The 25,655-nt window shown below is 64.3% G+C and carries 19 protein-coding genes; 8 read left to right on the top strand and 11 right to left on the bottom strand.

Features of this window, described 5'->3' with window-relative positions; translation table 11 throughout:
* Positions 1 to 37: 37 nt before the first annotated feature.
* Positions 38 to 3,892 carry a methionine synthase gene (gene metH / locus AC5ZG5_RS32440; RefSeq protein ID WP_456643556.1) on the bottom strand — a complete coding sequence of 1,285 codons (3,855 nt, stop codon included), beginning with the start codon at positions 3,890 to 3,892 and terminating at the stop codon, positions 38 to 40.
* A 32-nt stretch (positions 3,893 to 3,924) separates the two neighbouring features.
* Positions 3,925 to 4,821: a methylenetetrahydrofolate reductase [NAD(P)H] gene (metF, locus tag AC5ZG5_RS32435; protein WP_456643555.1), complete on the bottom strand. Its 897-nt coding sequence runs from the start codon at positions 4,819 to 4,821 to the stop codon at positions 3,925 to 3,927.
* A gap of 385 nt (positions 4,822 to 5,206) precedes the next feature.
* Between metF and AC5ZG5_RS32430 the strand changes: the two genes are divergently transcribed.
* A complete protein-coding gene (locus AC5ZG5_RS32430; RefSeq protein ID WP_456643554.1) occupies positions 5,207 to 6,226 on the top strand; it encodes an LLM class flavin-dependent oxidoreductase in 1,020 nt (339 codons plus the stop codon).
* A 123-nt stretch (positions 6,227 to 6,349) separates the two neighbouring features.
* Here the strand turns inward: AC5ZG5_RS32430 and AC5ZG5_RS32425 are convergent, their stop codons facing one another.
* Positions 6,350 to 7,210 (bottom strand): prephenate dehydratase, encoded by an 861-nt coding sequence (locus AC5ZG5_RS32425; RefSeq protein WP_028165088.1) that lies wholly within the window; start codon positions 7,208 to 7,210, stop codon positions 6,350 to 6,352.
* Positions 7,211 to 7,230: 20 nt separating this feature from the next.
* Positions 7,231 to 7,971, bottom strand: a complete 741-nt coding sequence (locus AC5ZG5_RS32420) for a 3-deoxy-manno-octulosonate cytidylyltransferase (protein ID WP_456643553.1) — start codon at positions 7,969 to 7,971, stop codon at positions 7,231 to 7,233.
* Between the two features lie 202 nt (positions 7,972 to 8,173).
* Between AC5ZG5_RS32420 and AC5ZG5_RS32415 the strand changes: the two genes are divergently transcribed.
* The 6 genes from AC5ZG5_RS32415 (at position 8,174) to AC5ZG5_RS32390 (ending at position 16,627) form a co-directional block, all read left to right on the top strand.
* Positions 8,174 to 8,719 carry a c-type cytochrome gene (locus AC5ZG5_RS32415; RefSeq protein WP_130228505.1) on the top strand — a complete coding sequence of 182 codons (546 nt, stop codon included), beginning with the start codon at positions 8,174 to 8,176 and terminating at the stop codon, positions 8,717 to 8,719.
* A gap of 204 nt (positions 8,720 to 8,923) precedes the next feature.
* Entirely contained in the window at positions 8,924 to 10,819 is a 1,896-nt protein-coding gene (locus AC5ZG5_RS32410) for an extracellular solute-binding protein (protein ID WP_456643552.1), read from the top strand.
* Positions 10,820 to 10,833: 14 nt separating this feature from the next.
* Positions 10,834 to 12,699, top strand: a complete 1,866-nt coding sequence (locus AC5ZG5_RS32405) for an extracellular solute-binding protein (RefSeq protein WP_456643551.1) — start codon at positions 10,834 to 10,836, stop codon at positions 12,697 to 12,699.
* Between the two features lie 3 nt (positions 12,700 to 12,702).
* Positions 12,703 to 13,812, top strand: a complete 1,110-nt coding sequence (locus AC5ZG5_RS32400; protein WP_130228508.1) for a microcin C ABC transporter permease YejB — start codon at positions 12,703 to 12,705, stop codon at positions 13,810 to 13,812.
* Entirely contained in the window at positions 13,812 to 14,990 is a 1,179-nt protein-coding gene (locus tag AC5ZG5_RS32395; RefSeq protein WP_028165094.1) for an ABC transporter permease, read from the top strand. Before AC5ZG5_RS32400 ends, AC5ZG5_RS32395 begins: the two co-directional genes overlap by 1 nt.
* An 11-nt stretch (positions 14,991 to 15,001) precedes the next feature.
* Positions 15,002 to 16,627 (top strand): ABC transporter ATP-binding protein, encoded by a 1,626-nt coding sequence (locus AC5ZG5_RS32390; RefSeq protein WP_456643550.1) that lies wholly within the window; start codon positions 15,002 to 15,004, stop codon positions 16,625 to 16,627.
* 256 nt (positions 16,628 to 16,883) lie between these two features.
* Here AC5ZG5_RS32390 and AC5ZG5_RS32385 read toward each other — a convergent pair whose 3' ends face one another.
* Together AC5ZG5_RS32385 and AC5ZG5_RS32380 are read right to left on the bottom strand one after the other, a co-directional pair.
* A complete protein-coding gene (locus AC5ZG5_RS32385) occupies positions 16,884 to 17,726 on the bottom strand; it encodes a C40 family peptidase (protein WP_456643549.1) in 843 nt (280 codons plus the stop codon).
* Positions 17,719 to 19,101 (bottom strand): leucyl aminopeptidase family protein, encoded by a 1,383-nt coding sequence (locus AC5ZG5_RS32380; protein WP_456643548.1) that lies wholly within the window; start codon positions 19,099 to 19,101, stop codon positions 17,719 to 17,721. The genes AC5ZG5_RS32385 and AC5ZG5_RS32380 overlap by 8 nt, the downstream gene beginning before the upstream one ends.
* A 114-nt stretch (positions 19,102 to 19,215) precedes the next feature.
* On the opposite strand from AC5ZG5_RS32380, the gene AC5ZG5_RS32375 reads away from it, so the two are divergent.
* Positions 19,216 to 20,025, top strand: coding sequence for a tetratricopeptide repeat protein (locus AC5ZG5_RS32375; protein ID WP_456643547.1), 810 nt, complete (start codon positions 19,216 to 19,218; stop codon positions 20,023 to 20,025).
* Between the two features lie 156 nt (positions 20,026 to 20,181).
* On the opposite strand, the gene AC5ZG5_RS32370 is transcribed toward AC5ZG5_RS32375, so the two are convergent.
* Genes AC5ZG5_RS32370 through AC5ZG5_RS32350 form a run of 5 tightly spaced genes read right to left on the bottom strand, consistent with a single transcriptional unit; the run spans position 20,182 to position 25,649 of the window.
* A complete protein-coding gene (locus AC5ZG5_RS32370; RefSeq protein WP_130228515.1) occupies positions 20,182 to 21,156 on the bottom strand; it encodes a type II secretion system F family protein in 975 nt (324 codons plus the stop codon).
* Between the two features lie 10 nt (positions 21,157 to 21,166).
* The gene (locus AC5ZG5_RS32365; protein ID WP_456643546.1) at positions 21,167 to 22,144 is read right to left on the bottom strand and encodes a type II secretion system F family protein; all 978 of its coding nucleotides are present in this window, start codon (positions 22,142 to 22,144) and stop codon (positions 21,167 to 21,169) included.
* Between the two features lie 11 nt (positions 22,145 to 22,155).
* A complete protein-coding gene (locus AC5ZG5_RS32360) occupies positions 22,156 to 23,619 on the bottom strand; it encodes a TadA family conjugal transfer-associated ATPase (protein ID WP_456643545.1) in 1,464 nt (487 codons plus the stop codon).
* Between the two features lie 18 nt (positions 23,620 to 23,637).
* The gene (locus tag AC5ZG5_RS32355) at positions 23,638 to 24,903 is read right to left on the bottom strand and encodes a CpaE/TadZ family protein (RefSeq protein ID WP_208824117.1); all 1,266 of its coding nucleotides are present in this window, start codon (positions 24,901 to 24,903) and stop codon (positions 23,638 to 23,640) included.
* Positions 24,900 to 25,649: a CpaD family pilus assembly protein gene (locus AC5ZG5_RS32350; protein ID WP_456643544.1), complete on the bottom strand. Its 750-nt coding sequence runs from the start codon at positions 25,647 to 25,649 to the stop codon at positions 24,900 to 24,902. Before AC5ZG5_RS32350 ends, AC5ZG5_RS32355 begins: the two co-directional genes overlap by 4 nt.
* Positions 25,650 to 25,655 lie beyond the last annotated feature (6 nt).

Below are 25,655 nucleotides of genomic sequence, written 5' to 3'. Positions count from 1 at the left end.
TTCACGCGAACCGGTGTCCACTTCGCTCGAAAACGCGCTAACCCGCGCCGACGGCTTTCTTGCGCCAGGCGAGATGGACGGCGCAGGTGCAACCGGGTGGGTGTGAGGTGACGTCGTTGGCGGGCGTGGCGACCGGTGCGGGCGCGGGCGTTGGCTGCTTCGCGTTCTGCGAGGGGATGTAGTTCAGCACGGGCGCGAGCCAGCGTTCGATCTCACCGACCGCCATGTCCTTGCGCGCGGCATAGTCCTCGACTTGGTCGCGCTCGATCTTGCCGACGCCGAAATAGAAGCTTTCGGGATGGCTGAAATAGAGGCCGGAGACCGAGGAGCCCGGCCACATCGCAAAGCTCTCCGTCAGCTTCACGCCGGCCGTGTTCTCGGCGTCAAGCAGCGCGAACAGCGTCGCCTTCTCGGTGTGGTCGGGCTGCGCGGGATAGCCGGGCGCCGGGCGGATGCCCTGATATTTCTCCAGGATCAACTCGTCCGACGAGAACGCCTCGTCGGGCGCGTAGCCCCAGAACTCCTTGCGCACGCGCTGGTGCATGCGCTCGGCGAAAGCTTCGGCGAGGCGATCGGCCAGCGCCTTGCACAGGATCGAGGAATAATCGTCATTGGCGTTCTTGAAGCGGTCGGCGACCGCGTCCTCGCCGATGCCCGCGGTGACGACGAACCCGCCGATATAGTCAGGTACGCCCGACGATACTGGCGCGATGAAGTCCGAAAGCGCGGCGTTGAAGCGGCCTTCGCGCTTCTCGAGCTGCTGGCGCAGCGTGTGGAAGGTCGCGATCTTCTTCTTGCGCGTCTCGTCGGCATAGACGGCGATGTCGTCGCCTTCGGCATTGGCGGGCCAGAAGCCGATGGTGGCGCGCGCCGTGAACCATTTCTCCGCCATGATGCGCTCAAGCATCTTCTGCGCATCATCATAGAGCGAGCGCGCGACCTCGCCGACCTTCGGATCGTCGAGGATGGCCGGGAAGCGCCCGGTCAATTCCCAGGTCTGGAAGAACGGCGTCCAGTCGATGTATTTTGCCAGTTCCGCCAGATCGTAGGCATCGAAGCTCTTGATGCCGAAGAAGGCCGGCTGCTTCGGCGGCATCTTGGCAAAATCGATCTTGACGCCATTGGCGCGGGCATCCGCAAGCTTCAGCCGTTTCTTGTCCTGCTGCGCTCGGAAATGCGCCGCGGAGATCTTTGCGTATTCGGCGCGGATATCGGCGGCATAGGCCTCGCGCTTCTCGGGCGAGAGCAGCGAGGAGGCGACGCCGACCGCGCGGCTGGCGTCATTGACGTGGACGACTGGTCCGCCCGGATAGTTCGGATCGATCTTCACGGCGGTATGGACACGGCTGGTGGTGGCGCCGCCGATCAGGAGCGGCAGGTTCAGGCCCTCGCGCTCCAGTTCGCCGGCGAGAAAGCTCATCTCGTCGAGCGAGGGCGTGATCAGGCCGGAGAGGCCGATGATATCAGCGCCTTCGGCCTTCGCGGTCTCGATGATCTTTGCCGCCGGCACCATCACGCCGAGGTCGATGACCTCGAAATTGTTACATTGCAGCACGATGCCGACGATGTTCTTGCCGATGTCGTGGACGTCGCCCTTCACGGTGGCGAGCACGATCTTGCCAGCGGCATTGCGGCCGTCGCCGGCCACGCCATTAGCGAGGTTGCGGGCCTTTTCCTCCTCCATGAATGGCATCAGATAAGCGACCGCCTGCTTCATCACGCGCGCGGACTTCACCACCTGCGGCAGGAACATCTTGCCGTCGCCGAAGAGGTCGCCGACCACGTTCATGCCGGCCATCAAGGGACCCTCGATGACGTCGAGCGGACGGGAAGATGCCTGTCGCGCCTCCTCGGTATCTTGCTCGATGAATTCGGTGATGCCGTGCACCAGTGCGTGGCTGAGCCGCTTCTCGACCGGCCATTCGCGCCAGGCGAGATCGGCTTCCTTGCTCTGCTTCTCCTTGCCGCGGAATTTTTCGGCGAGCGCCAGCAGTCGCTCGGAAGCGCCGGGATCGCGGTTGAGGATGACGTCCTCGCACACCTGCCGCAGTTCGGGATCGATGTCGTCATAGACGATCATCTGCCCGGCATTGACGATGCCCATGTCCATGCCGGCCTTGATGGCGTGATACAGGAACACCGAATGCATCGCCTCGCGTACCGGCTCGTTGCCGCGGAACGAGAACGAGAGATTGGAGACGCCGCCGGAAATATGCGCGCCGGGCAGGTTCTGGCGGATCCAGCGCGTGGCCTCGATGAAATCGACGCCGTAATTGTTGTGCTCCTCGATCCCGGTCGCGATCGCGAAGATGTTCGGATCGAAGATGATGTCCTCGGCCGGGAAATCGAGCCGGTTCACCAGGATGTCGTAGGCCCGCTTGCAGATCTCGGTCTTGCGGGCGAACGTGTCGGCTTGTCCCGTCTCGTCGAACGCCATCACCACGACGGCTGCGCCATGACGCTTGGCGATCGTGGCCTCGTGGATGAACTTCTCCTCGCCCTCCTTCATCGAGATCGAGTTCACCACAGGCTTGCCCTGGATGCATTTCAGCCCGGCCTCGATCACGGCGAATTTCGAGGAATCGACCATGACAGGCACGCGGGCGATATCGGGCTCGGCGGCGACCAGGTTGAGGAACGTCACCATCGCCTTCTCGGAATCCAGAAGGCCCTCGTCCATGTTGACGTCGATGATCTGCGCGCCATTCTCGACCTGGTCACGCGCCACCTGCAGCGCGGCCGTGTAGTCGCCCGCGGTGATCAGCTTGCGGAAGCGCGCCGATCCCGTCACGTTGGTGCGTTCGCCGATGTTCACGAAAGGAATGGCGTCGGTCAGCGCGAACGGCTCGAGGCCCGATAGCCGGAGGCGCGGCGCGATCTCAGGAACAATGCGCGGCTTGTGCGGCGCAACCGCCGCGGCAATAGCGGCGATATGGTCCGGCGTGGTGCCGCAGCAGCCGCCGACGATGTTGACGAGGCCTGCTGCTGCGAACTCGCCGATCAGCCGCGCCATATAGTCCGGCGTCTCGTCGTACTGCCCGAATTCGTTGGGCAGGCCGGCATTCGGATAGGCGCAGATGAGCGTATCGGCGACGCGGCCGATGTCTGCGATGTGGCTGCGCAGGTCCTCCGCGCCGAGCGCGCAGTTGAAGCCGATGGTGATCGGCTTGGCGTGCCGCACCGAATTCCAGAACGCTTCCGGCAACTGCCCCGAAAGCAGGCGGCCGGACTTGTCGGTGATGGTGCCCGAGATCATCACGGGCACGTCGATGCCGCGCTCTTCCGTAATCTCGGAGATCGCATACAGCGCGGCCTTGGCATTGAGCGTGTCGAAGATGGTTTCGACCAGGAGAAGATCGGCGCCGCCGTCCAGCAGGCCGTTGATCTGCTCGCCATAGGCCTTGCGCAGGTCGTCGAACGTCACCGCACGGTGGCCGGGATTGGAGACGTCCGGCGAGATCGAGGCGGTGCGGTTGGTGGGCCCCAGGGCGCCTGCGACGAAGCGCGGCCTGCCGTCCTCGGCACTGACCTTCTCGGCGGCGGCGCGCGCGAGCCTTGCGCCCTCGCGGTTGAGCTCATAGGCGAGATCCGACATGTCGTAGTCGGCTTGCGCGATCGAGGTCGAGGAGAAGGTGTTGGTCGCGACGATGTCGGCGCCGGCGCGCAGATAGGCGGCGTGGATGTCCTCGATCGCCTGCGCTTGCGTCAGGATCAGGACGTCGTTGTTGCCCCTGATGTCGCGGTGGAAATCCTTGAAGCGCTCGCCACGGAAGGCGGCCTCGTCGAATTGCAGGCCCTGGATCATGGTGCCCATGGCGCCGTCAAGCACGAGGATGCGCTCGCGCGCGGCGGCGATGAGGGCGGTACGCTTGGGAGAGACGGGTACGGTCATTTGATCAGGCAGCTTTCTTCAAGCAGCTTTTTTCAAGCGGCTTTCTTGGCGCCGTTCGGACGGATGCCGAGCAGATGGCTGATCGCGAACACGAGATCGGCGCGGTTCATGGTGTAGAAATGGAAGGTGTCGACGCCGTGTTTTGCGAGCTTCTGCACCTGGCCGGCGGCAACCGTAGCCGCCACCAGTTTGCGGGTCTCGGCATCATCATCGAGGCCGTCGAATTTCGCGGCGAACCAGTCCGGCACCGTGGTGCCGGCGCGGGTGACGAAATTGCGGGCCTGCTTGAAATTGTGCATCGGCATGATGCCCGGCACGATCGGGATCTCGATGCCGCGGGCCCGCACCCGGTCGAGGTAGCGGAAATAGAGATCGTTGTCGAAGAACACCTGGGTGATGGCGCGCGTGGCGCCGGCATCGACCTTGGCCTTCAGCGTGTCGATATCGGCGTCGAAGTTCGCGCTCTCCGGATGTTTCTCCGGATAGGCCGAGACCGACACCTCGATATCGGGATGACGCTTCTTGATGCCGGCGACCAGCTCCGGCGAGCTCTGGTAGCCGTCCGGATGGGTGTAATAGGGCGTGCCGATGCCGCCGGGCGGGTCGCCGCGCAGCGCCACGATGTGGCGGACGCCGACCTCGTGATAGCGGTCGACAATCTCGTCGATCTCGCCGCGCGAGGCGCTTACGCACGTCAGATGCGCTGCCGGCAACAGCCTGGTTTCGTTCAGGATGCGGGCGATGGTCGAATGGGTGCGCTCGCGGGTCGATCCGCCGGCGCCATAGGTCACCGAGACGAAGGTGGGCGACAGCGGCGCCAGGCGGTTGATCGTGTCCCACAGGTTACGCTCCATCTCCTCGGTCTTCGGCGGGAAGAACTCGAAGGAAATGGCGGGAGTCCTGAACGGCGGGGCAGCAACCTCGGTCATGGCTCTCACAAGCTCCACGGAACAATCGGCGACAGGCTGGGCGGTCGAGCAGGTAAGATAGGGCAAAGCGGGTCGTCCAAACAGCCCATCGACAATGGGATTTTGCCCACTTTTGATGAATCTGCTGGCTCTCGATGGCAACCTAAATTCGTAATGGGCAAGACTATGAGTTTCGCGGCTTATCGCGAAAATTCGGAAATTATAGCCATATTCTGTAAGTTTATGGGAAAGTCAGTTCCCTCCTCCGGTGTGGGCAAAGGTGAGTTATTGCGGATTAACGATATTTTGTCCCACTCTCGAAGCGGCTTCGGGTTCAGAGTGTCGCGGAGCTGATCTGCACGCGGAGGGGCTTTGTGGTTTCAATGTGTCGCCCTAGCTTGGTGCGATGATCCCGCTTTCCGTCCTAGACCTTTCGATCGTCACCACAGCCACAAAGCCTGCCGCAGCGCTGCGCAACAGCATCGATCTGGCGCGCCACGTCGATGGGCTCGGCTATATCAGGTACTGGCTCGCCGAGCACCACAACCTTGCCTCCGTCGCGAGCCCCGCGCCGGATCTGATGATTGGGCAGATCGCTGCCGTGACCAAGAACATCCGCGTCGGCTCCGGCGGCGTAATGCTGCCCAACCATGCGCCGCTGGTGGTTGCCGAGCGCTTCAAGATGCTGGAGGCGCTGTTCCCCGGTCGCATCGATCTGGGCCTCGGGCGGGCGCCCGGCACCGACGGCGCCACCGCCTATGCGCTGCGGAGCCGGCTCGACCGCCGCGAGGGCGATGATTTCCTGGAGCGGCTGCATGAACTGACGCTGTGGGAGACGCGGGATTTCCCGCCCGGCCATCCCTTCAACAATGTGGTGGCGATGCCCGACGATTCGCCGCTGCCGCCGATCTGGCTGCTCGGCTCCAGCGGCTATTCGTCCGAGCTCGCCGCGCAGGTCGGCATGGGCTTCGGCTTCGCGCATCATTTCGCGACCCATGACGCGGTCGATGCGATGACAAACTACCGCGCGCATTTCAAGCCGTCGCCCTGGCGCCAGACGCCATATGCGATCCTCGCAGTGGCGGCGGTGGCGGCCGAGACCGATGAAGAGGCGGAAAAGCTGGCGCTGTCGATGGACCTCAACCGCCTGCGCCGGGACCGCGGCCAGTATCTGCCGCTGCCGAGCGTCGAGGAGGCGCTGGCCTATCCCTATACGAACGCCGAGCGCGCTTCCATCACGCGGAACCGCGCGCGTTTCTTCGTCGGCAGCCCGGCGACGGTGATGGCAAAATTGCAGCCGCTGATCGCGGCCACCGAGGCGGATGAGCTGATGATCATCACCGCGGTGTTCGATCACGAGGCGCGGAAGAAGTCATACAGCCTGCTGGCGGACGCGTTCGGGCGTGGGAAGAAGGAGGCCGCCTGACCTTACACGGCGTCATTCCGGGGCACGCGAAGCGTGAACCCGGAATCCATCGGGAGGCTCACACAAGCGGAGAAATGGATTCCGGGCTCGATGCTGGCGCATCGCCCCGGAATGACAGGCCCCTTAATCCGCTTTTTCGCTGAACGTCGCGCGGAAAGGGTGGGCGGGATAGACGCCCACGATGCGGAATTCGCGGGAGAAGAATTTCAGCTCTTCCAGCGCAAAGGCCAGTCCGCGATCATACGGATGGCCGTCGACGTCGGCATAAAATTGCGTCGCGAAGAAATTGCCGTCGACCATGTAGCTTTCGAGCTTGGTCATGTTGACGCCGTTGGTGGCAAAGCCGCCGAGCGCCTTGTAGAGCGCGGCGGGTAAATTGCGCACCCGGAAAACAAATGTGGTGACCAGGGGGCCTGAATCCTGCTCGGCCCATTTAGCTTCGCGTGCCAGCACCACGAAGCGGGTGGTGTTGTGGGCTTCGTCCTCGATGTCCTCGGCGAGGATATCAAGGCCGTAGATGTCGGCGGCAAGGCGCGAGGCGATGGCGGCGACGCTCTTGTCGCCGCGTTCGGAGATGTCGCGCGCGCTGCCTGCGGTATCGCCGGCGACGATCGGCCTGACGCCGAGCTTGCGGATGATGCGCCGGCACTGGCCAAGCGCGTGCACATGGCTCTCCACGCTTCTGATGTCGCCGAGCTTCGTCCCCTTCACCGCCATCAACTGATGCCGGACCGGCAGGAACCATTCGCCGACGATGAAGAGGCCCGAGGCCGGCAACAGATGGTGGATGTCGGCGACGCGGCCGGCGACCGAGTTCTCGATCGGGATCATGCCGAGATCGGCCTCGCCCGAGGAAATCGCCGACAGCGCGTCCTCAAAGGTCGCGCACGGCATCGGTTCTGCGTCGGGATAGGCCTCGACGATCGCGATGTGGGAATTGGCTCCGGGCTCGCCCTGAAAGGCGATTTTCAGCTTCTTGGTCATGGCGGGGTTTTAGCAGCGGTTCAGGTTTTCGCCAGTATGCGCCGGGCGGTTTCGAGGTCGGCCGGGGTGTCGACGCCGCGCGGCACGGTGTCGACAATGGTGACGTCGATCCGCATCCCGGCCTCCAGCGCGCGGAGCTGCTCGAGTTTCTCCTGCTGTTCCAGGGGCGAGGGCGGCAGCCGCACGAAGCGCTCCAGCGCGGCGCGGCGATAGGCGTAGAGGCCGATATGATGGTAGCGCGGGCCGTCGCCGTACGGCGCGGTGGCGCGGGTGAAATAGAGCGCGCGCAGCCGCCCTGCCGTGATCGGCGAGCCGACCGCCTTCACCACGTTCGGGTTGAGGCTCTCCTCCTCAGTGTGGATCTCGGAGGCGAGGGTGGCGATATCGACTGCGCCGTCGTCGAGCGGCGGCAGCACGGCGCGGATCGTGTCGGGCGTGATGGTCGGAAAATCGCCCTGCAGGTTGACCACGATCTCGGCGTTGCCGGCAGGATCGAGCGTGGTCGCGGCCTCAAAGATGCGGTCGGAGCCTGAGGGGTGATCGGCGCGGGTCATCACCACCTCCCCACCGGCGCTCCTGACCGCCGCGGCAATCTCCGGCGTGTCGGTTGCGACCGCGACGCGGCCGATATCGGCTTCGATTGCGCGCCGCAGTACGTGCACGATCATCGGCTGGCCGGCAATGTCGAGGAGCGGCTTGCCCGGCAGCCTCGTGGCCGCCATGCGGGCGGGAATCAGCACCAAATTCCGCGGGTCGGACATCTATTCAAAACCCTGCCGGAGGCAGGAAACAGGGTGGGGACGGGACGAAAGTCGGCGCGTTTATACGGGTTGCCAGAGCGCAGGCAAACCGATATCTCCACTCTGCTCGGGGGAGGCGCGACGAGGGCTGATTCCGAGGCTTACCCCCGCGGCCGTTCGGCCCGCCTGAAGTCGACATTTTCGCCCTGGAGCCTGATCCGAAATGGACTCCTTCGAACTCAACAAGATTCTGGGTGCGATTCTCGGCACCTGCCTCATTATCCTGGTGACGAGCTTTGCCGCGCAGGCGGTGTTCACGCCCAAGCCGCTGGAGAAGCCCGGTTTCGAGATCGCGGTGAAAGAGGAGAGCAAGGGCGGACCCGCGGAAGCCGCCGCACCGTCCGAGCCGATCGAGAAACTGCTGCAGACCGCTTCTGTGGAAAAGGGCGCCGCGGCCGCCAAGAAGTGCGCGGCCTGCCATACCTTCGAGAAGGGCGGTCCGAACCGGGTCGGTCCGAATCTCTTTGGCATCGTCGGCGAGCCGAGGGGCGAGGGACGCGGGTTCAACTTCTCGGCCGCGATGAAGGCCAAGGGGGGCACCTGGACCTTCGACGACCTCAACAAGTTCCTCACCAACCCGAAGGGTTTCATCCCGGGCACCGCGATGGGTTTCGCCGGTATTCCGAAGGACAGCGAGCGCGCAGACGTGATCGCCTACCTGAACTCGCTGTCGGATCACCCCCAGCCGCTGCCGACCGCGCAGAAATAGCATTTCCCTCATGGATTCAATCGGAACGGCCAGGCATTGCCTGGCCGTTTCCGTATGGGTCGCATCTTTGTCAGCGGGACGTTTCGCCGCAGACGTGATGGCCCCCAGGCTTCCAAGATGAGGAAAAAGCAACATAATCCGCCGAAACCTTGCCCTATATTACGCACTTAGTGCGTAACCCAGGTTCACGACAGGAAGCTCCCTTTGGCCATTACCCGACGACACCTTCTGCAGACCGGCGCGGTGGCCGCGCTGACCCCCATCATGGGCGTGGCAGCCGGCATCCCGGTGATGTCGAGCGCGCAGGCGGACCCGGGAGGCACCGAGCCAGCGTGGCGCCACGCGCTGTCGCTGTTCGGCGATATCAAATATCCGGCCGGCTTCCAGCGTTTCGACTACGTCAATCCGGATGCACCGAAAGGCGGCGTCGCGCGGATTATCTCGCTCGGCACATTCGACAACTTCAACGTCGCGGTGATGGGCGTGAAAGGTTCGATCGCACCGGCCGCGATCATGATCTATGAGACGCTGATGTCGCGCTCGCAGGACGAGATCGCGACCGAATACGGCCTGCTCGCCGAAAGCGCGGCCCATCCCGACGACTACAGCTGGGTGATCTACCGGCTGCGCAAGGAGGCACGCTGGCACGACGGCAAACCGGTGACGCCGGAAGACGTCATCTTCTCGCTCGAGACGTTGAAGAAGCAAAGCCCGTTCTATTCGTCCTACTACCGGCACGTGGTAAAGGCCGAAAAGAGCGGCGAGCGCGACATCAAATTCACCTTCGACACTCCCGGCAATCGCGAACTGCCGCACATTGTCGGCGAACTGCTGGTGCTGCCGAAGCATTACTGGGAAGGCACGGACAGCCAGGGCCGCAAGCGCGATATTTCCGCGACCACGTTGGAGAAGCCGCTCGGTTCGGGCGCTTACCGGATCGCCGATTTCGTCGCCGGCCGTTCCGTCCGGCTCGAGCGCGTGAAGGACTATTGGGGCGCCAAGTTGCCGGTCCAGGTCGGCCAGAACAATTTCGACGAGCTGCGTTTCGAATTCTTCCGCGACAACGTCGTCGCGCTCGAAGCTTTCAAGGCCGACCAGGCGGACTGGATCACCGAGAACTCGGCGAAGCAGTGGGCGACCGCGTACGACTTCCCGGCCGTAACCGAGAAGCGCGTCGTCAAGCAGGAATTTCCGATCAACGATTCCGGTCGCATGCAGGGCTTCGTGCTCAACCTGCGCCGCGATCAATTCAAGGACGCCCGCCTCCGGCGCGCATTCAACTTTGCGTTCGATTTCGAGGAGATGAACAAGCAGCTCTTCTATGGTCAGTACAAGCGCATCAACAGCTATTTCGAGGGTACGGAATTGGCTTCGTCCGGCTTGCCGCAGGGGCAGGAGCTCGAACTCCTCGAGACCGTGCGTGACAAGGTGCCGCCGGAAGTCTTCACGACGCCGTACACGAACCCTGTCGGTGGCAATCCCGAAGCGGTGCGCGCCAATTTGCGCGAGGCGACCAGGCTGTTGAAGGAAGCCGGCTTCGAGGTGCGCGAGCGCAAGCTGGTCGATCCGTCGGGCAAGCCGGTGAGCGTGGAGATCCTGGTGCAGGATCCTTCCTCGGAGCGGATCGCGCTGTTCTTCAAGCCGTCGCTGGAACGCATCGGCGTCACGACCTCGATCCGCGTCGTCGACGACGTGCAGTACGAGAACCGCATCCGCAGTTTCGATTTCGACATCATCACCGACCTCTGGGGCCAGTCGCTCTCGCCCGGCAATGAGCAGCGCGAATTCTGGGGGTCGCAGGCCGCGGATCAGCAGGGATCCAAGAATACCATCGGCATCAAGAACCCGGCAGTGGATGCGTTGATCGAGAAGGTCATCTTCGCCAAGGACCGGGCCAGCCTCGTCGCCGCGACCAAGGCGCTGGACCGGGTGCTGCTCTGGAATTTCTACGTGGTGCCGCAGTTCGGCTATCCCTACGCGCGCTATGCGCTCTGGGATCGCTTCGGCCATGCGGAACTGCCGAAATACGCGCGCTCCGGCCTGCCCTCGCTGTGGTGGTACGACGCGGAGAGGGCGAACCGGATCGGCAAACGGTCTTGAGGGATTTTTCGCGCATGGCGCTATTCACCCGTCGGCACGCGCTCGGCTTCGGTATCGGTGCGCTATGCGCGACGCGGCTTCGTCCGGCATCCGCCGATAACGGCGTCGACATGCACGGCATGTCGGCGTTCGGCGACTTGAAATACCCCGCCGACTTCCACCATTTCGACTATGTCAACGTGAATGCGCCGAAGGGCGGCACGTTCTCGCTGATCCCTTCGGTCCGCGCCTACAACCAGTCCTACTTCACGTTCAATTCGCTCAACGCCTACATCCTCAAGGGGGAGGGCGCGCAGGGCATGGACATGACGTTCACGGCGCTGATGGCGCGCGCCGGTGACGAGCCCGATGCGATATATGGGCTGGCCGCGAAGTCGGTGCGGATCTCGCCAGACAAACTCACCTACACCTTCACGATGCGGCCCGAGGCGCGGTTTCACGACGGCTCGAAGCTGACGGCGCAGGACGTCGCGTTCTCGCTGAACACGTTGAAGGAAAAGGGGCACCCGCTGATCCTGGTTCAGCTCCGCGACTTCATCAAGGCCGAGGCGCCCGACGATGCCACCGTCGTCGTCAGCTTCGCGCCGAAGCGCGCGCGCGATGTGCCGCTCTATGTTGCGAGCCTGCCGATCTTCTCGAAGGCCTACTATGCCAACCGGCCGTTCGAGGAATCGACGCTCGATACGCCCCTCGGCTCGGGGCCGTACAAGGTTGGCCGCTTCGAGGTCAACCGCTTCATCGAATATGACCGCGTCAAGGACTGGTGGGCTGCCGATCTTCCGGTCTGCCGCGGCAGCTTCAATTTCGATACCGTCCGCTACGAGTTCTATCGCGACCGCGACGTCGCCTTCGAAGGCTTCACGGGCAAGAACTATCTCTACCGCGAGGAGCTCACCGCGCGCATCTGGGCAACGCGCTATGATTTTCCTGCGATCAAGGACGGCCGGGTCAAGCGCGAGCTGTTGCCGGACGAGACGCCGTCGGGCGCGCAGGGCTGGTTCATCAACATGCGCCGCGACAAGTTCAAAGATCCGCGCGTCCGCGAGGCGCTGATCTATGCCTTCGATTTCGAGTGGACCAACAAGACCATCATGTATGGCGCCTATGCGCGCACCCATTCGCCATTCCAGAATTCGGACATGATGGTGTCCGGCCCGCCGTCGCCGGAAGAGCTGGCGTTGCTGGAGCCGTTCCGCGGGCAGGTGCCGGACGAGGTGTTCGGCATGCCCTTCGTGCCGCCGGTGTCCGACGGCTCCGGGCAGGACCGGGCGCTGCTGCGCAAGGCGGCCCAATTGCTCAACGAGGCCGGCTGCGTCGTGAAGGATGGCAAGAGGTTGCTACCGAACGGTGAGCCCTTCACCATCGAATTCCTCAATGACGAAGCCTCGATCCAGCCACATCACGGGCCCTACATCAAGAACCTTGGCGTGCTCGGCATCGACGCCACCTTCCGGCTGATCGATGCCGTGCAGTATCGCGCGCGGCTGGAGGATTTCGATTTCGATATGACCATCCAGCGCTTCTCGATGTCGGCGACCCCGGGCGATGTCATGCGGGCGTTCTTTTCGTCGCAGGCCGCCAGCACCAAAGGCTCCTATAACCTCGCAGGCATTTCCAGTCCGGTGATCGATGCGCTGGTCGAGAAGATCATCGCCGCCGAGACCAGGGCGGAACTAACCACCGCCTGCCGCGCCTTCGACCGCGTGTTCCGTGCCGGGCGCTATTGGGTGCCGCAGTGGTACGCCAACACGCACAAGGTGGCCTATTGGGATCTGTTCGCCCATCCGCCGAAGCCGGCGCGCTATGCACAAGGCGTGGGAGCGCCGGATAACTGGTGGGCCGACCCGGCCAAGGCCGGTAACGCCGAACAGCCGAAGTAAGACATGAGCGCCTATATCGCCCGCCGCATTCTCCTGATGGTGCCGACGCTGCTCGGCATCCTCTTCGTGTCTTTCGTGGTCGTGCAGTTCGCGCCGGGCGGACCGGTCGAGCGTGTGCTGGCCCAGCTCTCCGGCGCCGATACCGGCGGCTCCTCGCGAGTCTCGGGGTCTTCCGGCGGTGATTTTGCCGCGCGTGCGCCGGGCGGCGCCTCGGCGGATGCGGTGAGTTCGAAGTACCGCGGTGCGCAGGGCCTCGATCCGGCCTTCATCAAGAATCTCGAAAAGCAGTTCGGCTTCGACAAGCCGGCGCCCGAGCGCTTCCTGCTGATGGTGTGGAACTTCGCCCGCTTCGATTTCGGCAAGAGCTATTTCCGCGACGTCAGCGTGATCCAGCTGATCAAGGAGAAGCTGCCGGTGTCGATGTCGCTCGGCATCTGGATGACGCTGCTGACCTACCTGATCTCGATCCCGCTCGGGATCCGCAAAGCCGTGCATGACGGCTCGCGGTTCGACACCTGGACCTCGGCGGTGGTCATCATCGGTTTTGCGATTCCCGGCTTCCTGTTCGCGATCCTGCTGATCATCCTGTTCGCCGGCGGCTCGTTCTTCAACCTGTTCCCGCTGCGCGGGCTGACCTCGGACGGCTGGTCGCAGTTCCCCTGGTACTGGAAAATCATCGACTATTTCTGGCACATCACGCTGCCCTTGATCTCGATGGCGCTGGGGGCGTTTGCCACCATGACGCTGCTGACCAAGAACTCGTTCCTGGATGAGATCCGCAAGCAATATGTCATGACCGCGCGCGCCAAGGGCTGCAGTGAGCGGCAGGTGCTGTACGGCCACATCTTCCGTAATGCGATGCTGATCGTGATCGCGGGCTTTCCGAGCGCGTTCATCCACGCCTTCTTCTCCGGCTCGCTTTTGATCGAGACCATCTTCTCGCTCGACGGGCTCGGCCTGCTCGGCTTCGAGAGCGTGCTGAACCGCGACTATCCTGTCGTGTTCGGCACGCTGTTCATCTTTTCGCTGGTCGGTCTGGTCGTGAACCTGATCTCCGATCTCGCTTACATGTGGATCGATCCAAGGATCGATTTCGAGGCGAGGGAAGTCTGATGACGATGCTTGCGCCCCAGCCGGTCGAGACCACCACGCAATCGCCACTCGGCGAAGCGGTGCCGCCGAGCCGCCATCCCTTCGAGCCGTCGCCGCTCAACAAGCGCCGCTGGCAGAACTTCAAGGCCAACCGCCGGGGCTACTGGTCGTTCTGGATCTTCCTCGCGCTGTTCGTGATCTCGCTGTTCGCCAACTTCATCGCCAATGATCGCCCGCTGATGGTCAAATATGATGGTCGGCTCTATTGGCCGGTGCTCTTCAATTACGCGGAGACGACGTTCGGCGGCGATTTCGAGACCACGGCGGATTACCGCGATCCCTACTTGCAGAAGCAGATTGCGGCCAAGGGCGGCACCATCATCTGGCCGCCAATCCGCTATTCCTACGATACCCACAATCTCGATCTGCCGACGCCGGCGCCGTCGAAGCCGACCTGGCTCCTGACCGAAGCGCAGTGCAAGGAGGTGGTCGAGAGGAAGCAGCTCAGCGGCTGCCGCGACCTCGAATACAACTGGCTTGGCACCGACGACCAGGGCCGCGACGTGGTGGCACGCCTGATCTATGGTTTCCGGATTTCGGTGCTGTTCGGCCTGACGCTGACCATCCTGTCCTCGATCATCGGCGTCGCCGCCGGCGGCGTGCAGGGCTATTTCGGCGGCTGGATCGATCTGACGTTCCAGCGCCTGATCGAGGTCTGGACCGCGATCCCCTCGCTCTATCTGCTGCTGATCATCTCGGCGGTGCTGCCACCGGGCTTCTTCATCCTGCTCGGCATCCTCCTCTTGTTCTCCTGGGTGTCGCTGGTCGGCCTGGTGCGCGCGGAATTTTTGCGCGGGCGCAATTTCGAGTACATCCAGGCGGCGCGCGCGCTCGGCGTCTCCAATGCGGTGATCATGTTCCGCCACCTGTTGCCGAACGCGATGGTGGCGACCATGACCTTCCTGCCGTTCATCGTCTCGTCCTCGGTGATGACGCTGACCGCGCTGGACTTCTTAGGGTTTGGCTTGCCGCCGGGCTCGCCTTCGCTCGGTGAATTGCTGGCGCAGGGCAAGGCCAATGTGCAGGCGCCGTGGCTCGGCTTCACCGGCTTCTTCTCGGTCGCGATCATGCTCTCGCTGCTGATCTTCATCGGCGAGGCCGCGCGTGACGCCTTCGACCCGCGCAAGACGTTCAGGTAGAGGGCCGTATCATGGACGCCATCAACCAGCCGCTGCTCGATGTCCGCGACCTCTCGGTCGCCTTCGGCCCGTCGATCGCGGTCGACCATGTTTCGTTCTCGATCAAGCGCGGCGAATGCGTCGCGCTGGTCGGCGAATCCGGCTCGGGCAAATCCGTCAGCGCATTGTCGGTCCTGAGGCTGTTACCCTATCCGGCCGCGTCCCATCCTTCCGGCAGCGTCCGGTTCAAGGGGCGCGACCTTCTTACCGCCTCGGAGCGCGAGATGCGCGAGGTGCGGGGCAACGACATCTCGATCATCTTCCAGGAGCCGATGACCTCGCTCAATCCGCTGCACACCATCGAGTCGCAGATCGGCGAGATCCTGTCGCTGCACAGCGGTGTGCGCGGCGCGGCGGCGCGGGCGCGCACCCTTGAGCTCCTGACGCAGGTCGGCATTCCCGAGCCGGAGACGCGGCTGCAGAGCTATCCGCATCAGCTCTCCGGCGGCCAGCGCCAGCGCGTGATGATCGCGATGGCGCTCGCCAACGAGCCCGACCTTCTGATCGCGGACGAGCCGACGACGGCGCTCGACGTCACCGTGCAGGCGCAGATCCTGGCGCTGCTGGCCGAAATCCGCACCCGGCTCGGCATGAGCATGCTGTTCATCACCCATGATCTCGGCATCGTCCGCCGGATCGCCGATACCGTCTGCGTCATGAATGGCGGCAAGATCGTCGAGCATGGTCCGGTCGAGCAGGTCTTCACCGCGCCCAAGCATCCTTACACCCGCGATCTCCTCGCCGCGGAGCCGAAGCCCGATCCGGCGCCGCCGCGCCCGGACCAGCCGGTGGTGATGTCGGCGGATAATCTAAAGGTCTGGTTCCCGATCAAGCGCGGATTGCTGCGCTCGACTGTCGGTCATATCAAGGCGGTCGACGGCGTCAGCATCGCCGTGCGCAAGGGCGAGACGCTCGGCGTGGTCGGCGAATCCGGCTCCGGCAAGACCACGCTCGGGCTCGCGCTGCTGCGATTGATCTCCTCCGACGGGCCGATCGTATTCTTGGGCAGCAATATCCAGGGCCTGCGCTTCAAGCAGATGCGGCCGTTCCGCCGCGACATGCAGATCGTGTTCCAGGATCCGTTCGGCGCGCTGAGCCCGCGCATGTCGGTCGGCGACATCGTGGCCGAAGGGTTGACCGTTCATCAGCGCCAGTTGTCGGCCGAGGAGCGCGAGGCGCGGGTGATCAAGGCACTGACGGATGTCGGCCTCAAGCCGGAATGGCGCTTCCGCTATCCGCATGAATTTTCCGGCGGCCAGCGCCAGCGCATCTCGATCGCGCGCGCGGTGGTGCTGGAGCCGAATTTCGTGGTGCTCGACGAGCCGACCAGCGCGCTCGACATGCTGTTCCAGGCGCAGATGGTCGACCTCTTGCGCGAATTGCAGCGCAAGCGCGACCTCACCTACATGTTCATCTCGCACGATCTGCGCGTGGTGGCGTCGCTCGCCAGCCATCTGATCGTGATGAAATCCGGCAAGGTCGAGGAGGAGGGCCCGGCCTCCGAACTGTTCAAGAACCCGAAGAGCAACTACACCCGCGCCCTCTTCGCCGCCGCCTTCCGCCTGGAGACGGCAGGCAATGGTGCCGTGGCGACGTAACTCCATGCTGGCCTGTCTCGAGTCGCGTTGAGGGAGCCGCGGGCTCGGTTCACCTCTCCCCACGGGGGAGAGGTCGATTTGCGCAAGCAAATCGGGTGAGGGGGGCAGGTCCCTCGAGAGAGCGGAGCCGCTGCGCGCCGACCTCTCCCAATGGGAGAGGTGAAGGAGCGCCATCGTTAGTCCATAACCCGGGGTCCGCCGGTGGGACCTTGAAGCAGCTGTCCCGGGTTGCGCTGCGCTCCACCCGGGCTACGAGTTAAAGCCGCTTGATCGCGACCACGTCGTTGCCGGCGGCCTTGATGCGGGCGATGGCTTCCGTGGTGTGCTCGATCACGGTTGCCATGTGATGCGCATTGGCATGCACGATCGTGGTCGCATCGCGCACGATGGCGACATGGCCCTTCCAGAAGATCAGGTCGCCGCGTTGCAGTTTCTTTGCTTCCGCCGCGCTCAGCTCGCGCCCGAGGCCTTGCTGCTGCATGTCGCTGTCGCGCGGACAGCCGGTGCCGGCGGCGGTCAGCGCGACCTGCACCAGGCCGGAGCAATCGATACCGAGGCTGCTCTTGCCGCCCCAGAGATAGGGCGTGCCGACGAAACGTTCGGCCACGGTGACGAAATCATCCTCGATCCCCTCGATGCTGCCGACATGGCGGCGCGGCAGATACCAGCCCTCGCGCGTCACCGCGAACGTGCCGTCCTCGCGCGCGACGTTCAGTCTGGCGCCGAGCGACAGCGTCTCGACCGGCGGTAGCTTGATCGAGGGACCGGGGAACGCAAAAGTCCGCAGCGCCGTCACCTTGTGGGTCGGCGCGGCGGAAGGTTTTGCCAGCGCGGCGTCGGGCAGCCAGCCGACATAGCCGTCGCTGCCAAGCTGGCCCCAGGCGAATCCCTCGCTGTTGCGGTCATAGATGGTGACGCGCTCGCCCTTCAGAGCCTGCGTCAGCAGCGTAGCGTCGGAGCGGGGGCCGTCGCGGAGCGGTGCGAGTGCGTGCGCGATCTCGAACTCCTCGCCCGCAACGAAGCGCTCAGCGCGCACCTTGCCTTCGAGATATTTGGCTGCGATGTCGCCGCGGGAAGGTGTCAGGCGCGGATCATCCATAGCGCTGGCTCAACAGTTTGTAGATCGCGCGCGCCGCCTGGCATTCGCCGCCCTCGGGCCGCGCCGGTTTCGCGCTGGGAGTCCAGCCGTAGATATCGACATGCAGCCAGCGTTCGGCGTGCTCGACGAAGCGCTGCAGGAACAGCGCGCACGTGATCGAACCGGCGAAGGTGCCCGACGGCGCGTTGGTGATGTCGGCGGTCTTCGAATCCAGCCAGGCATCGTAGGCAGGCCATAGCGGCATGCGCCATAATGGATCATGCTCCGCTCTCGCATGCGCCGCCACCTCCGCGGCCAGCGTATCGTCCTGCGTATAGAATGGCGGCAGGTCCGGCCCCAACGCTACGCGCGCGGCGCCGGTCAGCGTACCCAAATCGATCAGGAGATCCGGCTTCTCCTCATCGGCGAGCGCCAGCGCGTCGGCAAGCACCAGCCGTCCCTCGGCGTCGGTGTTGCCGATCTCGACGGTCAGCCCCTTGCGCGAGGTGAAGATGTCGAGCGGGCGGAAAGCGTTGCCCGCGACCGCATTCTCGACCGCGGGGATCAGCACGCGCAGCCGTATCTTGAGCTTCGCATCCATCACCATCTGTGCCAGCGCCAGCACATTGGCGGCGCCGCCCATGTCCTTCTTCATGATGAGCATGCCGCTCGATGGTTTCAGATCGAGCCCGCCGGTGTCGAAGCAGACGCCCTTGCCGACCAGCGTCACCTTAGGGTGATCGGGGTTGCCCCAGGTGAAATCGATCAGGCGCGGCGCGCGGTTCGACGCCATGCCGACGGCGTGGACCAGCGGAAAATTCTGTCGCACCAGCTCGTCGCCGATGATGCAGTTGAAAGTGGCGCCGAACCGCGCCGCGACCTGCTCCGCCGCCTGCGCCAGCTCTTGCGGCCCCATGTCGTTCGAGGGCGTGTTGATGAGGTCGCGCGCCAGGCATGCGGCCTCCACCATGCGCGCCAGGTCTGCCGCGTCGACGCCATCCGGCGGCACCAGCTGCACGTCGGGCGCTTCCGCCTTGCGATAGCGGCCGAAACGGTAGCTGCCGAGCGCAAAGGCGAGTGCGGCGAGCCGCGTATCGTGCGGCGCATTGGCGAAGCGGTAAACGCCTGATGGCAGCAATCCGGGCAGGCTGCCCGGCCGGAACGGATCGCGCGACCGGCTTGCCTCATCCTCAAGTCCGAACAGCACCTGTGCGAGCGAACCGTCGGGCGCCGGAAGGGCGAGATATTTGCCGGGCCTGGCCGCAAAGCCATTGGCCTGCGCGAACTGCCGCGCATGCGCGGGAAGCGTCTCGCGGATCTGCTCCCAGTTCGATTTGGTGACGAAGGTGATGGGAATGGCGTTCGACACGGATGCAGTTTCGAAGATGGATGGCATGCGACTCTCATCAATGGCAGTGGCGCTGCCTAATTAACCAGACGTTAGGGTTAACAGTCTATTGCTGGTGCATTCGGCTCGTTCTCTTCGCGCGAAATTGTGAGTTAAAGCGCCATGCGTCGACAGTCCAGTCTTGCCCGCGCGCTCGCGTCGGCTGCCCTTTCGGCGCTGCTGGCGGCAAGTCTTGGCGGCTGCCAGACGCTCTCCGACGTCGCGGGCTCCCTCACCACGCGGACGAGGACTGCCGCAGCCGCGCCGGATGACCCGCGCCGCGCCGTCGAATTCTATGGCGAGCGCTATCGCGCCAATCCGAAGGATGTCGAAGCCGCGATCGGTTACGGTCAGGCGCTGCGCACGACCGGACAGCGGGCGCAGGCGGTCGCGATGCTGGAACAGGCCACCATCGCCAATCCCGGCAACCGGCCACTGCTCGCAGCCTACGGCCGGGCGCTTGCCGACAACGGCAATGCGCAGGCGGCGTTCGACGTGCTGAGCCGCGCGCACTCACCCGACAACCCCGATTGGCGCATCCTGTCGGTGCAGGGAACCACGCTCGACAGGCTTGGCCGGCATGACGAGGCGCGCCGCTATTATGCGAGCGCGCTGCGCCTCGCGCCGGACGAACCGTCCGTGCTGTCCAATCTCGGCCTGTCCTACATGCTGAGCCGCGACCTGCCCAAGGCGGAAGAGAATCTGCGCCGTGCCTATGCCAGCAGCCGGGCCGACAGCCGGGTGCGGCAGAACTTTGCCCTGGTGGTCGGCTTGCAGGGCCGGTTCGCGGAAGCCGAGAATATCGTCAAGGCCGACCTGCCGGCGGACGAAGCCGCCGCCAATGTCGCCTACCTCCGCGACATGCTGAAGGGCCGGGACAATCCGCGAACCGCAGCGGCGAAACCGGTGCCGATCGTCGCGCGCGACGACTGATCCGTCTCAGGCGTTCCAGCTCCAGATCTCTCGAGCATTTTCGGTTCTGATTGAATCAGAACCGAAGCTCTAGATTCTTGATTTGACGCGTTTTCATCACGCGCACCGGTATCCACTTCGCTCGAAAACGCCCTCGCGGGGACGCGCGCAACCGGTTCAGTGCAGCTCGGTGATCCTGATGTAGCTCGGTCCGAGAATGACGATGAAGAGGCAGGGCAGGAAGAACAGGATCATCGGCACCGTCAGTTTCGGCGGCAGCGCGGCAGCTTTCTTCTCGGCCTCCGACATGCGCATGTCGCGATTTTCCTGTGCCATCACGCGCAGGCTCTGGCCGAGCGGCGTGCCGTAGCGCTCGGACTGCTGCAGCGCCAGGCAGACCGACTTCACGCTCTCGAGCCCGGTGCGGGCAGCAAGGTTTTCATAGGCCGTCTTGCGGTCCTGCAGGTAGGAGAGCTCCGCCGTGGTGAGCGTGAACTCTTCGGACAGCGCGACCGATTGCCCGACGATCTCGGTTGCGACTCTCCTGAAAGCGACCTCGACCGACATGCCGGACTCGACGCAGATCAAGAGCAGGTCGAGTGCATCGGGGAAAGCGCGCCTGATCGAAAGCTGACGCTTGGTGATGGCGTTCTTCAGGAACAGCATGGGCGCCTGCAATCCGAGATACGCCGCGCCGAGGCAGATGCCGATATTCATCAGCATCGAGCCCTCCAGTTTCGCAATCACGAAAACATACAGTGCGGCGCCGACCAGCATGGCGATCGGCGTCAGGGCACGGAAGAACAGAAAGGTGATGTAGGGTGCGTTGCCGCGATAGCCGGCCATGATGAGCTTGTCGCGAGCGCTCTCCTGCGCCACCCATTTGCTCAGGTTGAGGTCTTCCACGACCTTGGAGACGAACTGCCTCGGCGCCTGTCGCAGCGACGCTTTCTCCGATTTGGCCATCCGCTCGCGCTCGCGCTGGCGGATGCGCTCGCGTTCGCTCGCCACCGCCTTCATCCGCTTCTGCAGATTCTCGCCGGCGAACAACGGCATGATCAGCGAGTAGCAGGTTGCGCTCACGGCGATCGCCGCAAGCAGCATGGTCATGAACCTGACGTCGTGGAGCTTGCTGGCCAGAAGATCAATCATGCTTCACCCATCAGAAATCGAAATTAATCATCTTCTTCATCACGAAGACGCCGATGCTCATCCAGAGCACGCAGGCGACCAGCATCAGTTGGCCGGTCGAATGGGTCCACAGCAGGGAGATGTAATCGGGTGCCGTGATATAGACGAGCATCATGACGGTCGGGGGCAGTGCGCCGATGATGCTTGCGGAAGCCTTGGCTTCCATCGACATCGCCTTGATCTTCTCTTTCATCTTCTTGCGGTCGCGCAGCACGCGGGAGAGGTTGCCAAGCGCTTCCGAGAGATTGCCGCCGGATTTTTGCTGGATCGAGACCACGATACCGAAGAAGTTCGCTTCTGGCAGCGGCATGCTCTCGTAGAGGCGGGCGCAGGCATCGCCGAGCGGCATGCCGATGGTCTGTGTCTCGATGATTGCCTTGAACTCGCTCTTGAGCGGTTCAGGCGAGTCGCTGGCGACCACCTTGAGCGATTCAAACAACGGCAGTCCGGCTTTGATGCCGCGCACGATCACGTCGACTGCGTCGGGGAGCGCCTTGAGGAACGCTGCCTCACGGCGCTTTTTCAGGTAGCCGATCAGCCAGCGCGGCAGTCCGAAGCCGGCGGCGAAGGCAATGCCTACTGCGCCGAGCAGTCCGCCGCCGATCACGTAGGAGAGCGCAAAGCCGATCGCTGCAAGGACGGCGGAAATGATCCAGTACTTCTGAGGCGTCCAGTCGAGGCCGGCCTGGGTCAGGCGCTTGCTCAGCGGAAGCTTCGCCTCCTTCTGCCGTCGCGCGTCGAGCTCGCGCAAGGTTCCTTCGACCTGCTCGCGGCGCGAACGCTGGGTTCGTTCGGCCTGCCGAACGGTTGCGGGTTCGGAACGGCCGATCGAGGCGCGGCGCGCTTCCGCCTGCTTCTCCCCCGACAGCAAAGGATAGAGGAAGACCCAGCCGAGGCCACCGACCGCGGTTGCCGCGAGGAAGGCGAGGGCAAGCGATTGCAGGTTCATCATCGGCTTCCTTATGCCGGCGGCGGCGCTTCGGCGGCGTCGAGCGCAGCGGCCAGGCGATTCTCCTCGTTGTAGTAGCGGGCGCGCTCCCAGAATTTCGGCCGGCCGATGCCGGTCGAACGATGCCGGCCGATGATCTTGCCGTTGGCGTCTTCGCCGACGATGTCATACAGGAAGACGTCCTGCGTGATGATGGTGTCGCCTTCCATGCCCATCACCTCGGTGATGTGGGTGATGCGGCGGGAGCCGTCGCGCAGGCGCGCCGCCTGGATGATGACGTCGATCGAAGCGCAGATCATCTCTCGGATCGTGCGCGAGGGCAGCGCGAAGCCACCCATCGTGATCATGGATTCGCAGCGCGACAGCGCCTCGCGCGGGTTGTTGGCGTGCAGCGTGCCCATCGAGCCGTCGTGGCCGGTGTTCATCGCCTGCAACAGGTCGAACGCCTCCGGTCCGCGGACCTCGCCGACGATGATGCGCTCGGGGCGCATACGCAGGCAGTTGCGGACCAGTTCGCGCATCGTGACCTGGCCTTCGCCTTCGATGTTGGGCGGCCTGGTCTCCAGCCGGACCACGTGCGGCTGCTGCAGTTGCAGCTCGGCGGCGTCCTCGCAGGTGATGATGCGCTCGTCGTGCTCGATATAGTTGGTCAGGCAGTTCAGCAGGGTGGTCTTGCCCGAACCGGTACCGCCGGAAATCAAGACGTTGCAACGAACGCGGCCGATGATCTGCAGGATGCTTGCGCCTTCCGGCGTGATTGCGCCGAACTTGACGAGCTGCTCCAGCGTCAGCTTGTCCTTCTTGAATTTACGAATGGTGAGCGCGGGCCCGTCGATCGCGAGCGGCGGCACGATGGCGTTGACGCGCGAGCCGTCGGCGAGACGCGCGTCGCAGATCGGCGAAGACTCGTCGACGCGGCGGCCGACCTGGCTGACGATGCGCTGGCAGATGTTGAGAAGCTGCTGGTTGTCGCGGAAGCGGATGCCGGTGCGCTGGATCTTGCCGCCGACCTCGATGTAAACCGTGCCGGCGCCGTTGACCATGATGTCGGCGATGTCGTCGCGCGACAACAGCGGCTCGAGCGGGCCGTAGCCGAGCACGTCGTTGCAGATGTCGTCGAGCAGGTCCTCCTGCTCGGCGATCGACATCACGATGTTCTTGATCGCGATGATCTCGTTGACGATGTCGCGGATTTCCTCGCGCGCGGAGTCGCCGTCGAGCTTGGCGAGCTGGGCGAGATCGATTGCCTCGATCAGCGCGCCGAAGATGGTGGCCTTGACCTGGTAGTACGTGTCGGACCGGCGCGTGTCGACGGTCGGCGCCGGCGGCGGCTTGGGCGGGGCGATCGGGGGCGAAGGCATGGTCGGAGGCGCCATCTCGCGCGCCGGCGTGGCTGCGGCCGACGGTTCCGGCGCGTGAGCAGCGGGCCTCAGTGCCCGCACGTCACTGTCATTTGCGCTACGCTTACCAAACACGACTCTACTCCAGAGCGGCTATTTCGCCCGCAGCTTCCCCAGCAGGGGCGACAGGAACGACCCTTTGGTTTTCTTGGTCTCGCCGCGGCCCGTCAGCCGCTGCGCGATCTGAAGGAACATCTCGATGGTGCGATGATTGGCGGAGATCTCCGCGATCATCTGGCCGTTATTGGCGGCCGAGCCGAAGATCTGCGGATCGAACGGAATCGTTGCGATCGGCTCGGCTTCGATCGCCTTGGCGAATTCGGCGGCGTTGATCTCGGGGCGCTTCGGCACGCCGACCTGGTTGAGGCAGTAGAGCGGCGCGCGGTCGTTCGGCCGCGAGGCCTTCAAGAGGTCGACCAGGTTCTTGGTGTTGCGAAGGTTGGCAAGGTCGGGGACTGCGACCACCAGGATGTCGTCGGCGGCGATCAGTGCCCGCTTGGTCCAGCCCGACCATTGGTGGGGGACGTCGAGCACGGTGCAGGGCATGGTGGTGCGAAGCGTGTCGAAGATCGCATCGAACGCCTCGGCGCCGAAATCGTAGACGCGATCGAGTGTGGCCGGCGCCGCCAGCAGGCTCAAGTGATCGGTGCATTTCGACAGCAACCGATCGATGAAGGCGGTGTCGACGCGGTCGGGCGAGAACACGGCCTCGGCGATTCCCTGCGGCGGATCCTGGTTGTAGTCGAGGCCGGCGGTGCCGAAGGCGAGATCGAGATCGGCGACGACGGAATCCAGCGCCAGGTCGCGCGCGATCGCCCAGGCGACGTTATGCGCCACCGTGGACGCGCCGACGCCGCCCTTGGCGCCGACCACGGCAAGGATGCGCCCGACCGCCTTGGCCTCCGGCGCCGAGAACAGGTTGCAGACCGAGCGCACCACGTCGATGGCGACAACAGGCGCGATCATGTAGTCGCTGACGCCGCGGCGCACCAACTCGCGATAGAGCGCGACATCGTTGAGGCGTCCGATCACGATCACGCGCGTGCCGGCGTCGCAGACCGCGGCAAGTTGGTCGAGACCGCCGAGGATGTCGCCATTGGCCGCGGTTTCCAGGATGATGACGTTTGGCGTCGGCGCCGAGCGATAGGCCTCGATGGCGGCGGCCATGCCGCCCATCTGGATCTTCAGATGCGCCTTGGCGAGCCTGCGGTCCTCGCCGGCCGACTGCACCGCGGCGGCGGTCTCCACCGTGTCGCAGAATGCCTGCACCGACACCCGCGGCGCCGGCGCGATATGCTCCTCCGTCGGCGGCGGGACATCAGGTTGGGCGTCGGAATTCTGGCGCGCGTAGCTGATCATTTGCCCACATCGCTCAGCTTGGCCTTGTCGGCCTCGGGATAGGTGGTCGTCGTCGAGGTGCCCTTCCGGTATTTCGCGAAGGCGATGTCACGCCGCTCGGTGTATGGCGGCGTCTCCGCGCGCGGTTGCACGAGGTCACTCGGATTGTCGACCATGGCGGCGAGGTTGCGCTGGTAGGCACAGCCGAAATTGTAATAGGGCTTGTTGTCGAAATAGCTCTTGTTGTTGATCGACGGTCCGAGGTCCTCCGGCCAGGTGCCGCAGGGGCCGGCCACCGCCGAGATCCGCGCATAGTTGATCCTGATGGCCGCGAAATGGCGCGGATCCTCGGGGTGATACTGGCGCACGGCGACCGCGCGCGGCGGCACGCCGGCGGCGGCGAAGGTCGCCTGGATCTCACGCAGGGAATCAGCGGCGGCGCGCGCATTCGGCGTGCCGACCGGTGCGTCGATGCTGATCGCGCCCGTGCCTTCGCGCAGCCAGGTCTGCGCCAGCCCCATCACGTCGGCGCGCTGTTCGGCGGTGAGGCCACCGCGGCCGCTGCCGGCGAACACCACGATGGAGCGGTCGGCTTCCTGGACTGCGATCGGATGGCGCAGACGATAATCGTCGGGATAGCTCGCGAGCGGCGAATCATCCGTGTGCCGGCAGGCACCGAGCGCCACGGCAATGCCGATCAGTGCCCCGAGACGGGCGAGGGCGCGGCTGCGATCGGCGGAACGTTTGGATGTCAGCTTGGGTGTCATCGTCCC

It is taken from the genome of Bradyrhizobium sp. Ses1, assembly GCF_059512365.1.
Note: the sequence above shows the minus strand (reverse complement) of the source record. Positions and strands in the feature narration are given on the sequence as shown.